Below are 12,066 nucleotides of genomic sequence, written 5' to 3' on the forward strand. Positions count from 1 at the left end.
GCAAGGGCGTTTCCTTCGCAATCGGACGTGATAGGTCACGGATAAGCGAGGGGTCATGCTGCTAGACGTCAAAGATATTCACAAAACATACGCCACCGCCGATGGCCCCTTTGAAGTGCTGCGCGGTATCGGCCTGACGCTCGACGCGGGTGAAACGCTGGCGCTGACGGGTGAATCCGGCAGTGGCAAAAGTACGTTACTTCATCTGATCGGCGGGCTTGATACGCCTGACCGGGGGCAGATCATGCTGGATGGCGTCGATATTGCGGCACTTGATGACAATGGCCGTGCCGATTTGCGTCGCGGTACGGTAGGCGTGGTGTTTCAGCAATTCAACCTGATCCCCAGTTTGAAAGTGTCAGACAATATTGCGTTTCAGGCGCGTCTTGCTGGTCGATATGATCCTGACTGGTTGACGGTGCTTGCGGATCGTATGGGATTGACCCCGCAAATGGGCAAATACCCCGAACAATTGTCCGGCGGCCAACAGCAACGCGTTGCGATTGCCCGCACGCTGGCCCCCAAACCCCGCCTTGTGCTGGCCGATGAACCCACCGGTAATCTGGACGAGGCCACGGCGTCAGTGGTCATGGACCTGATGCTTGAGCTTGTGACGGTAACCGGCGCCGGACTGTTGATGGTGACACATTCCGACGCTCTGGCGGGCAGGATGCAAAGACGTCTGCATCTGCGCGCAGGTCAGGTCGCATGACAAGGGCGACGTTGCATGCGCTGCTGTCACACTGGTGGCGTAACCCGCTGCAACTATTCACACTTTTGGCGGGTCTTGCCTTGGCGACGGCCCTGTGGTCCGGCGTGCAGGCGGTCAATGCCGAAGCCCGCGCCAGCTATGATGCCGCCGCCGCCACATTGGGCGAAGGGCAATATGACAGGCTGACGCGCCGCGACGGCCAGCCGATGGATCAGACCATATATGTGCGCTTGCGGCGTGCGGGCTGGCTGGTCAGCCCTGTGGTACAGGGCCGATTGGACGGGGTGCGCATTGTCGGGGTCGAGCCGCTGACAGCGCCCGGCGGGATTGGCCCGGTCAACCTGTCCCAGGATGCGGATATCGGCAGTTTTCTAACCGGCGCGGGTCAGTTGTTTGGCAATGCCGAAACCGCAGCACGGCTGCCTGATCTTGACGTAATCATCAGCCCCCAGACAGCGCCGGGCACCGCCGTGACCGATATCGGCGTGGCACAAGACCTGCTGGGAAAGTCTGGCCGGATCGACAGTCTGATTGTCTTGCCGGCACAGCCCCAAGGGCGACCGGCGCTGGCTGATATTGCGCCGGAGTTGACGCGACAACAGGCGCAGGGTGGGTCTGATGTAGGGCGGCTGACTGACAGTTTTCACCTCAATCTGACGGCCTTTGGACTGTTGTCCTTTGCGGTGGGGATTTTCATTGTGAACGGCGCCATCGGGCTGGCCTTTGAACAGCGCAGGCCCGTTGTGCGCACGCTGCGTGCGCTTGGCCTGCCGTTGCGCCGGCTGATCATTCTGATGGCGGCGGAGCTGATGATTTTCGCGCTGGTCGCAGGCATCGTTGGCGTGGCTTTGGGGTATGTGATTGCGGCCCTGCTGCTGCCTGATGTGGCTGCGACCCTGCGCGGGCTTTATGGGGCGGATGTATCAGGGACCTTGCAGTTGCGCCCGTCATGGTGGCTGTCGGGTCTTGCCATCGCACTTGGCGGCACCGCACTTGCGGCAAGCGGTGCGCTTTACAAGCTGTCACGCATGCCTTTGCTGGCCGCCGCCCAGCACCGCGCCCTTGCCATGGCTGCGGGAAAGCGCGCACTGGCACAAGGGGCAATCGCGGTCTGCCTGTTGATCATGTCAGCGGTTCTGATGGTCACAGCCGACGGTCTGATCGGTGGATTCACTTTGCTTGGGGCCTTGCTGATCGGGGCGGCGCTTGCTCTGCCGCTGATCCTTGACCAGATATTGCGTGTGGCTGGCGGGTTGGCCAAGTCGGTCACGGCCCAGTGGTTCTGGGCGGATACGCGCCAGCAATTGCCGGGCTTGTCACTGGCGCTGATGGCGCTGCTGTTGGCGATGGCGGCCAATGTGGGCGTGTCGACCATGGTTTCCAGTTTTCGGCTGACATTTACGGCGTTTCTGGACCAACGGCTCGCGTCCGAGCTTTATGTCAGCACCGAAGATGCGCGCCAGACTGCAGCCCTGATCGCCTATGCCGCCGAAACTGCCGATGCGCTTTTGCCTATCCAAAGCGCCGAGACAGACATTGAAGGTCAGCCCACGCAGGTATTCGGCGCGCGTGACCATGCGACCTACCGTGACAACTGGGCCTTTTTGCAGGCCACGCCCGACCCGTGGGATACGACTTTTGCGGGGCAGACGATCCTGATCAACGAACAGCTTTCCAGACGGGCAGGGCTTGATCTGGGCGATGAGATACGCTTGCAGGATCAGACCTTCACTGTGGCGGGTGTTTACGGCGACTACGGCAACCCGATTGGGCAAGCCTTGATCAATGAAGCGCAGTTTTTTCGGCTTTACCCCGATGTGATGCCTGACCGGTTCGGTGTGCGGATGCCAGCCGAAAAAGTGCCGGAGTTCGTGGCGGGATTAGAGGCGCAAACGGGAATTCCACCCAGCCAGACGATCAATCAGGCGGGGATCAAGGCAATTTCGCTGGCGATATTTGAACGCACTTTTACGGTGACGACGGCGCTGAATATCCTCACACTCGCCGTTGCAGGCTTTGCCATTTTGATGAGCCTGCTGACGCTTGCCACGATGCGCGTCCCGCAACTGGCCCCGGCATGGGCGATGGGGATGACAAGGGCGCGGCTGGGCAGGTTGGAACTGATGCGCGCGGTTCTGCTGGCTATGCTCACGGCGATTGTGGCCTTGCCTTTGGGGCTGGCGCTGGCGTGGGCGCTGCTGGCAGTTGTCAATGTAGCTGCCTTTGGTTGGCAACTGCCGATGTATATCTTCCCTTGGGACTATGCACGACTGGGGCTCTTTGCTTTGCTGGCCGCAGCCTTGGCCGCCCTTTGGCCCGCACGTAAACTGGCCCGCACGCCGCCTGCGGATTTGCTCAAGGTGTTTTCCAATGAACGTTAGAGTTTGGATTTTTTGTCTGTTTCCTTTTGCAGCATTCGCACAGGGCTTTGCGGGGCTGGGCAGCGACGCCGAAGGCTTCAGCATACCGACCCCGGACCCTGCGTTCGACTTCCCTGCCGACCATGGCCCGCACAATGATTACCGGATCGAATGGTGGTATCTGACCGCAAACCTTCAGGCAGCAGATGGCACGCCTTACGGCCTGCAATGGACATTGTTCCGATCTGCCTTGGCCCCGGAAAAAGGCGATGGCTGGCGCGCGCCACAGATCTGGATGGGCCATGCAGCGGTGACCACCCCGACGGCACATCACGTCAGCGAACGGCTGGCACGTGGCGGCATCGGGCAAGCAGGTGTTGTGGCTGACCCGTTTGAAGCATGGATTGACGATTGGACATTGTCAGGGGATTGGCAGACCTTGGACATGACCGCCAGTGGACCGACTTTCGGCTATGACATGGCGCTGACCGCGCGGGGGCCGCTGGTGTTTCACGGGGACAAGGGATTTTCGGTGAAATCCGCGCAAGGGCAGGCGTCTTACTATTATTCGCAGCCCTTCTTTGAAATTGCGGGCACACTGGACCTGCCTGAAGGGACGGTTGCGGTCACTGGTAACGCTTGGCTCGACAGGGAATGGTCATCGCAGCCCTTGGCGGACAATCAAACCGGCTGGGACTGGTTTTCATTGTCGTTTGATGATGGTGCCAAGCTGATGGGCTTTCGCTTGCAGCAGACCGATGGCAACAGCTACACCTCGGCCACATGGATCGCGCCGGACGGGGCGACGACGGCTTTTCCCGACGGGGCTTTCACTGCCGATCCGGGTGAAACATACCAAACCAAGGGTGGCGAAGTCCCGGTATCGTGGGCGGTCAGCTTGCCTGCAAAGGGTGTCAACGTCACTGTAGATGCTATAAATCCCGATGCGTGGATGACAACATCGGTGCCCTATTGGGAAGGGCCGGTGCGTGTATCCGGCAGTCATACGGGCACAGGCTATCTGGAGATGACAGGCTATGAGTGAATGGTTCGAGTCCCGCAAGGGCATGCGCGATGAGGTCTGGGATACGATTGTGCAGGGGTTGATTGATCCTGATCACCCCGCCAAGACCCCGACGTTTGCCACAGTGTCCCCGCACGGCTGGCCAGAGGCGCGGACCGTTGTGATACGCGGCGCCGACCCCGAGGCAGGAACTGTTTCCGTCTATACAGATATCTACTCGGACAAGGTGCGCAGTCTGAAAGCAAATCCGCGTGCTGCCTTGGTGATCTGGGATCACCGGAAATCGCTTCAGGTCCGGCTGAGCCTGCAGGTGACTGTGCGGTCAGGTGCATCAGTGCGCGATCTGTGGGAAAAGGTCCCGGACCACAGCCAGCTGAGCTATGGGGTTGCACCTGTGCCCGGGCACCCGATTGAGGAGCGGCTGGCCTATCAGAAACGCCCTGACCCAGACGCCTTTGCCGTGCTTGACTGCGAAGTGCTGACAATTGATGCGGTTTACCTTGGGCGCGACCATCAGCGCGCAATCTATTCACGTTCCGATGACTGGGTCGGGCAATGGCTTTCGCCTTAGGTCCAAGCCCGCTAAGGATCGGTTATGAAAACATTTCCTTTGACACGCGACCTTGTATTGGTGGGGGGCGGCCATACCCATGCGCTTGTACTGCGCCAATGGGGGATGAACCCGCTACCTGGTGTGCGGCTGACCGTCATCAACCCCGGCCCGACCGCGCCCTATTCAGGGATGCTGCCGGGGTTTGTGGCAGGGCACTATAGTCGCGATGAGCTGGATATCGATCTGGTCAGGTTGGCGCGTTTCGCGGGTGCGCGCCTGATCAATGACTATGCAACGGGCATCAACCGTGATGCGCAAACGGTCAGTGTGGATGGGCACCCGCCGATTGCCTATGATGTGTTGGCGATAGATGTTGGGATCACCTCTGCGATGCCGCAAATGCCGGGTTTCAGTGCCCATGCCATTCCGGCTAAACCGCTGGGCACCTTTGCATCGCGTTGGGATGAATTTCGGGCCACCGCCCAAGACCCGCAGATCGCGATTATCGGCGGCGGCGTCGCCGGGGCGGAATTGGCGATGGCGATGCATCATGCGCTCAGGGATCGCAACCCGACAGTCCGCCTGATCGACCGCAGCCGGGTGTTGAGTGCCTTGGGATATAAGGCCCGCTCAAGAATGATGGCCGCCTTGACCGCGCAAAAGGTCGAGATCATCGAAGATGCGGACGTGTCCGAGGTCTTTCCTGAAGGTGTAACTCTGACAGACGGCCGCACCATCCGCAGCGATTTCACCACCGGCGCGGCGGGCGCGAAACCGCATGACTGGATCGCAACGACCGGATTGGACCTGCACGAGGGTTTCATCACCGTTGATGCGCATCTGCAATCCAACGATCCCAATATCTTTGCCGTTGGCGATTGTGCCCATCTTGCATTCGATCCGCGCCCCAAGGCGGGTGTCTATGCCGTGCGCGAAGCGCCGGTGCTGTTTGACAATCTGCGCGCTGCCCTGTCAGGCGGTGCGCTGCGCCGCTACAGGCCGCAAAAGGATTACCTCAAGTTGGTGTCGATGGGAGGCAAATCCGCCTTGGCCGAAAAATTCGGGACCGCGCGCGAAGGACCGGTGTTGTGGAAGCTGAAGGATCATATTGACCGCAAATTCATGGACCAGTTCGATGATCTGCCGCAGATGGCAGCGCCGCACTTGCCAAAACGACATGCCAAGGGCCTGAAAGAAGCACTTGGCGATAAGCCGATGTGCGGGGGGTGCGGCGCGAAAGTTGGACGTGCGACGCTGGAAACCATGCTTGTCGATCAATTCGGCGATGACGCGGCGATGGTGCAGCCTGGTCAGGTGATCAGCACCGATCATCTGCGCGCGCTGACGCTTGATCCGGTCCTGATGACGCGGATCGCGGCGGTCCATGCGCTGGGCGATATCTGGGCAATGGGCGCCACGCCGCAGGCTGTGACGGCTAGCATTATCCTGCCGCCGCTGTCGGGCGACTTGCAGGCGCGCACGATGGCCGAAATCATGCAAACTGCCACGGACGTCATGGCACAGGCGGGCGCAAGGATCGTGGGGGGGCATACGTCACTGGGCGAGGAACTGACGATTGGATTCACGCTGACGGGGCTTTGCGACAAACCGATCACGCTGGCGGGCGCGCGGCCGGGTGATGCGCTGATTCTGACAAAGCCGATTGGCAGCGGTACCATCATGGCGGCTGAAATGGCGGGCAAGGCCCGTGGTGCCGATGTGATGGCCTGTTTTGCGCACATGATAAAGGGGCAAGCTGCCGCGTCGCAGATTTTACGCGGTGCCCATGCGATGACCGATGTTACCGGCTTTGGACTGGCGGGGCACTTGCGCGGAATCTGTGATGCATCCGGTGTCGGGGCCGCCCTGCAAACTGACGCCATTCCGTTGATGGACGGGGCCGCGGAGCTTTCCGCGAAAGGCATACAGTCCAGCATTTTTGATGATAACGTTGCTGGCGCCGGGCTGATTGACGGAGAAACCTTTGATCTGGTCTATGATCCCCAAACGGCAGGTGGATTGCTGGCGGCAGTCGCGTCGGGGGAGGCAGAGACAATCATCGGCGACTTGCTAGCCGCAGGCTATCCCGCAGTGGTAATCGGTGAAATCACAGACGCATCGGGGCAGATCCTTTTGCACTAAAGCCTTGCGATGGCTGCAATGATGGCGTCGGCCGCGGCTTCCTGACCCTGATCATCCAGTGTTGCTGCTGACACTGTCGCAATCACCTCGCGTTCGTTGATGCGCCGTGATTTTGCATAGGCCGGGTCATAGTGGTCTTGGGCCAATGCCTTTGACAGCCCCACCAAGTCGCCCGCCTGAGACAAGGCAATCCATTGATCAACAATCGCATGGCCGCGCACCCAGCGCAGCGGGGCAAGCCGTTGGGCTAACTTTTCTGTATCGGCAATCACATCATGATAGGCCCGCGACAGGTACTGTGCGCGCGCGCCCAAAGGCACGTCCATCGCGACGCGCGGGGCGGCCAGCATGGCAGTCCATAGCATCGGCGGCAGGATAAGCTTGCCAATCTTGCTGCTTTCGGCCTCGACCACCACTACGCGGTCGGGATCACAGCCATTCAAGGCCACGGCGAGGGCGGTTTCAAACCCCTTTTGTGCCGGTTGGCCGCTGGGCATGGCCCCCAGCAGCGACCCGCGATGCGCGGCCAGCCCTTCAAGGTCCAATGTCTGTACGCCGCGTGCAGCCAGCCTGTGCAACAGGTCCGTTTTGGCTGTGCCGGTATTGCCATCCAGCAAAACCAGCCGATGCGGCAGTGGCACGTCGTAAAGGGTCTTGTTCACGAGACGGCGGAAACTGGTGTAGCCGCCATTGATGGTCTGGGCGCGCCAGCCAATTTCCGACAGGAGCGTCGCAAAAACCCCCGACCGCTGCCCGCCGCGCCAGCAATAGACCAGCGGCCGCCACGCACCGTCCTTGTCTGCCAATGGCCCGCTGATGTGGTCAGCCAAGTTGCGAATGACCATGCTGGCACCGACCTTGCGCCCGTCAAACGGGCTAATCTGCTTGTAGATTGTGCCAACCTTGGCCCTTTGACCGTTGTCCAGCGCGGGGAGATTGATCGCACCCGGAATATGATCCTGTGCGAATTCGGCGGGCGAACGCACATCAATCACAGTGTCAAAACCGTGGTTCAGGATCGCATCAAGGCTGTCAAAGGTCACTGGCATGTGCCCGCATCTAACCCAGACATCCGGGCAAAGGAAGTGGGTCCATGGGCAGATGAAAATAGGATTCTAATCCTGCGTGATCTGCACTAGCCTGCACCTGATGACTTATGACGACCTGCATATGATCACCCATTGGGCGCAAGTCGTCCAATTGCGCGATGATGACTTGCTGACCCCGGCCGAGCTTGTTCTGATCAACGCGGCGAGCCGGGGGGAAACGGCAAATATCAGCCAGAGAGTGCCAAACCACAAGGCACCGCACGTTCTGATCAGGGCGGCCTTGTTGCGCTATCTGATTTTGGGGGGGTGCAAGGATTTTCAGACGCAACCATCGGGCATCACAGTCAATGGGGCATGGATCGGCGGGCTGTTGGACCTGCGCTTTACCCGGGCACACGGACCGATTGATTTCTTCAACTGTCATCTGGCGCAGCGGGCGGAACTGGTACAACTGCGGGCGGACGGGCTGGCCATCGTCAATTGCATATTGGTCGATGGCATCAATGCATCGCGGGTGCAGGTCAGTGGTAACGTCACCCTGAACGGGTCGCGTTCGGACGGAAAAATCTCTCTGTCGGGGTCCGAAATCGGCGGGCATCTGTCTTGTGTCCATGCGACACTGCGTAATCCGGGCAGGTCTGCGATCAAGGCGCAGGGCATGTCCGTGTCCAGTAGCGTGCTGCTGGAAGGAACCGTGGCCGAAGGGATGGTCAGCCTGCTGGGGGCGCGCATCGACGGGCAGTTGGTTTGCATTGGGTCCGACCTGAGCAATCCGGCGGGGCATGCGCTGCAAGCCCAAAGCGCGCGCATTCAGGGCGATGTGCTTTGCTGTTATGCCAACAGTACCGGCGAGGTCAGCTTTCTGGGGGCCGAAATCGGTGGTGTGCTGGATTGTTCACACGGGACCTTGCGCAATCCTGACGGGCTGGCGCTGAATGCGCAACGGCTTGTTGTCCGCGAAGGGTTCGTCTGGCGTAGGATCAAGGGGCTGACCGGCACCGTCGATCTGACATCGGCGCATGTGGGAGACCTTTGGGATGATCACGAAAGTTGGGTCAAGACAGATGGCCTGTTCCTCAGTGGGTTCATTTATGACATTCTGCATGGCGGGATTGATGTAGGTGAACGGCTCGCATGGCTCAAGAAAGGGGCCATATCGCGCCGCGAATTCTATCCGCAGCCGTACGAACAGCTTGCAAAGCTTCTGCGCGACACCGGGCACAAGTCGGACGCGCGTGACATCATGGTCGCCAAGGAAAAAGAACAGCGACGCGCATCGCGCACCCGCTGGCGGCGTGAACGGCAATGGCGGCGTGATCTGGTTGCCGCCGGGCAACTGCCGGACTCAGACAGGGCTGACGCCTTCGCAAAACTTTCCGCACGCAGGCCAGTTGACGAAGAACTTGCACGGCTTGTGATGCTGTTCCCCCCTGATGGCGCGCCCTCTTTTACCGACGCCCTGACACTGCAACTGGCCCGGCAGCAATTCCGGGCCGAGCAGAACAGCTATATTCTGCGCAAGAAACTCCGCAGCATCGGCAGTGTGATTGCAGACCGGATATTTGGCCTGGTCGTCGGCTATGGGCATAGGCCAGAGCGCAGCTTCTACGTGCTGATTACCCTCATTGCGATTGGCTGGTTTCTGGCCGACCGCGCATGGAAAGAGGGTGACTTCGCCCCGACAATTGGCCCTGTGCTGATGTCGCCGGGTTGGCAGGCACTGGCAACTGACGTACGCGTTCAGAACCCTGCGCAGGTCTGGTCGGACAAATACATGCTGGCCCCCGATGGTGCCACCGTCCTGACCGAAGGCCGCGATTACGAGACGTTTCACCCGTTGGCCTACGCCGTCGATGTGGTCGTTCCGATCATTTCACTGGGGCAAGAGGCATCTTGGGCACCATCAACAACGCGCGGACCCTGGGGCTGGTGGCTCTGGTGGATCAGGTGGCTGCTGACGGCATTTGGCTGGATCGTCACGGCGATTGGCGCGGCTGCCGTGACCGGTGTTATCCGCCGCGATTAGGGTTCGTGCGCTCATCCTGATCAATCCAACGCGACCGGACCGCCCATATCGTCGAGATGACGATCACAATTTGGGCGGGCAGGAAGAACAGGATAAAAAAGAAGAGTGCGAGCCAGAACAGCGACAGTTGCATATAGTAAACAAAGAAAAGTGCGGGCTGCAAAGCAAGTGCAAGCACAATGACAATCAGGGCCGTATCAAGGGCCACCGGAATCCACGCCTGTTTCCGCGATGTCGGCCTGCCCGCATTGATGCGTCTGCGGGCAAGCGTGCGGCTGATCAACATACGATCACTCCAAAAGGGATGGTGCCCCGAGGAAGGGGCAAGAGGGCCTAGTCCCTCAGTAGCTCATTGATGCCCGTTTTTGAACGGGTCCGCTCGTCCACGCGCTTGACAATTACAGCGCAATAAAGGTTCACGTTGTTCTTTGACGGCATGGAGCCTGCAACGACCACCGAATAAGGCGGTACTTCGCCATACATGACCTCGCCGGTTTCACGGTCGACGATCTTGGTGGATTGGCCGATGAAAACACCCATGCCCAGCACGGACCCTTCACGCACAATGCAGCCTTCGACGACTTCGGACCGTGCCCCGATAAAGCAATTGTCTTCGATGATCGTGGGGCCCGCCTGCATGGGTTCCAGCACGCCACCGATGCCAACGCCGCCTGACAGATGCACGTTCTTGCCGATCTGCGCGCATGATCCGACGGTGGCCCAGGTATCGACCATGGTGCCCTCGTCAACATAGGCGCCAAGGTTCACGAATGACGGCATCAGTACCACGCCGGGGGCGATAAAGGCCGACTTGCGCACAACGCAGTTGGGAACGGCGCGGAAACCTGCGGCCTTCCACTGGTTGTCGCCCCAGCCTTTGAACTTGCTGTCGACCTTGTCCCACCAACCGGAGCCTTGCGGACCGCCATCCTGCTGTTCCATGTCCTTGATGCGAAAGCCCAGCAAAACCGCCTTTTTGGCCCATTGGTTCACATGCCAACTGCCATCTTCCTGCTTTTCGGCGACGCGCAATGAGCCGCTGTCGAGCGCATGCAGCGTATCCTCGATCGCTTCGCGGGTTTCACCTGTGGTGGCTGGGGTGATGGTATCACGGGCCTCCCATGCGGATTCGATGGCGGTCTCAAGGGCAGCGTTGGACATGTCAGTCTCCGATCATTGTATTTAAGCGGGTAAGTAGCCCGACCGGCAGGATCAATCAACGCCGCATGATGATGATGGGGTGGTTCAATGGAACATTCCTGAAAAACAGCCCGCGCGCGCGACAAGATTGATTGCATCTTAAGGCGCAAGCGGCAACCTTGGCGCAAACGACCCAAGGGACAGTTCTATGAAAGATCACCGAAATCACCCGTTGCGTGATAGTCATGAGGATCGCGAGGCAGCGACTCATATCCCCGACACGCCGCAAACCCGTGCGCCGTCTTACGCGCTGGCCTTTGCGGACGAGGAGTTCCTGTGTCGCGAAGAACTGCGGCCAGTGCGGTTGCAGCTCGAACTGCTCAAGCCCGAGATGCTGATGAACGAGGCCGGTATCAATTCGACTATTGTTCTGTTCGGTGGGGCCCGCATCCCTGAACCATCGCAAAAGGACACGGCGCGCACGCAAACACTGGCCGACCTTTCGCAATATTACACCGAAGCGCGCCGGTTTTCGCAGATGATGACAAAACGATCTGTGGAAAATGGCGGTACCGACGATGTGATCGCCACTGGCGGCGGGCCGGGTGTGATGGAGGCGGGCAACCGCGGCGCAGAGGATGCGGGGGGCAAGTCAATCGGGCTCAACATCGTTTTGCCGCACGAACAGGCGCCCAATACGTATGTCTCGCCAGAGTTGTGTTTCAATTTCCACTATTTCGCGGTCCGCAAGATGCATTTTCTGATGCGTGCCGGGGCTGTTTGCGTTTTTCCCGGTGGTTTTGGCACCTTGGACGAGATGTTTGAAGCGCTTACGCTAATCCAGACGGGACGCATGGCGCGGGTGCCGTTCCTGCTGTTCGGGCGGTCTTTTTGGGAAAAGATCATCAATTGGGAGGCGCTTGCCGATGCAGGCACGATTTCCGAAGATGACCTGTCGCTGTTCCGCTTTGTCGAGACCGCAGAAGAGGCGGTCGCCGCATTGGACAGTTGGGAAGGCAAGGGCGAAAAACGCGGGGCTATACCGGGGCGTTAGGACCCT

At 59.7% G+C, this 12,066-nt stretch carries 10 protein-coding genes; 7 read left to right on the plus strand and 3 right to left on the minus strand.

What is annotated here, in order from left to right; translation table 11 throughout:
* The first annotated feature begins 55 nt into the window (after positions 1-55).
* From C8N45_RS00130 to C8N45_RS00150, 5 genes are read left to right on the plus strand one after another with little or no spacing between them, the layout of a single operon-like run.
* Positions 56-712 (plus strand): ABC transporter ATP-binding protein, encoded by a 657-nt coding sequence (locus C8N45_RS00130; protein WP_108384131.1) that lies wholly within the window; start codon positions 56-58, stop codon positions 710-712.
* Positions 709-3,093, plus strand: a complete 2,385-nt coding sequence (locus C8N45_RS00135; protein WP_108384133.1) for an ABC transporter permease — start codon at positions 709-711, stop codon at positions 3,091-3,093. The genes C8N45_RS00130 and C8N45_RS00135 overlap by 4 nt, the downstream gene beginning before the upstream one ends.
* The gene (locus C8N45_RS00140) at positions 3,083-4,117 is read left to right on the plus strand and encodes a lipocalin-like domain-containing protein (RefSeq protein WP_108384135.1); all 1,035 of its coding nucleotides are present in this window, start codon (positions 3,083-3,085) and stop codon (positions 4,115-4,117) included. The genes C8N45_RS00135 and C8N45_RS00140 overlap by 11 nt, the downstream gene beginning before the upstream one ends.
* Positions 4,110-4,667 carry a pyridoxamine 5'-phosphate oxidase family protein gene (locus C8N45_RS00145; RefSeq protein WP_108384137.1) on the plus strand — a complete coding sequence of 186 codons (558 nt, stop codon included), beginning with the start codon at positions 4,110-4,112 and terminating at the stop codon, positions 4,665-4,667. The genes C8N45_RS00140 and C8N45_RS00145 overlap by 8 nt, the downstream gene beginning before the upstream one ends.
* Positions 4,668-4,691: 24 nt before the next feature.
* Entirely contained in the window at positions 4,692-6,791 is a 2,100-nt protein-coding gene (locus tag C8N45_RS00150) for a slr1591 family oxidoreductase (RefSeq protein ID WP_108384139.1), read from the plus strand.
* Here the strand turns inward: C8N45_RS00150 and mnmH are convergent.
* A complete protein-coding gene (mnmH, locus tag C8N45_RS00155; RefSeq protein ID WP_108384140.1) occupies positions 6,788-7,840 on the minus strand; it encodes a tRNA 2-selenouridine(34) synthase MnmH in 1,053 nt (350 codons plus the stop codon). The genes C8N45_RS00150 and mnmH overlap by 4 nt on opposite strands.
* Before the next feature lie 100 nt (positions 7,841-7,940).
* On the opposite strand from mnmH, the gene C8N45_RS00160 reads away from it, so the two are divergent.
* A complete protein-coding gene (locus tag C8N45_RS00160) occupies positions 7,941-9,866 on the plus strand; it encodes a hypothetical protein (protein ID WP_108384142.1) in 1,926 nt (641 codons plus the stop codon).
* On the opposite strand, the gene C8N45_RS00165 is transcribed toward C8N45_RS00160, so the two are convergent.
* The gene (locus tag C8N45_RS00165; protein ID WP_108384144.1) at positions 9,850-10,152 is read right to left on the minus strand and encodes a hypothetical protein; all 303 of its coding nucleotides are present in this window, start codon (positions 10,150-10,152) and stop codon (positions 9,850-9,852) included. The two genes, C8N45_RS00160 and C8N45_RS00165, sit on opposite strands and share 17 nt — an antisense overlap.
* Before the next feature lie 47 nt (positions 10,153-10,199).
* Positions 10,200-11,027, minus strand: a complete 828-nt coding sequence (gene dapD, locus C8N45_RS00170) for a 2,3,4,5-tetrahydropyridine-2,6-dicarboxylate N-succinyltransferase (RefSeq protein ID WP_108384146.1) — start codon at positions 11,025-11,027, stop codon at positions 10,200-10,202.
* 187 nt (positions 11,028-11,214) lie between these two features.
* Here dapD and C8N45_RS00175 point away from each other — a divergent pair, with 187 nt between their 5' ends.
* Positions 11,215-12,060, plus strand: coding sequence for an LOG family protein (locus C8N45_RS00175; protein ID WP_108384148.1), 846 nt, complete (start codon positions 11,215-11,217; stop codon positions 12,058-12,060).
* The last annotated feature ends 6 nt before the right edge of the window (positions 12,061-12,066 follow it).

It is taken from the genome of Yoonia sediminilitoris (assembly GCF_003058085.1).
Classification (GTDB): domain Bacteria; phylum Pseudomonadota; class Alphaproteobacteria; order Rhodobacterales; family Rhodobacteraceae; genus Yoonia; species Yoonia sediminilitoris.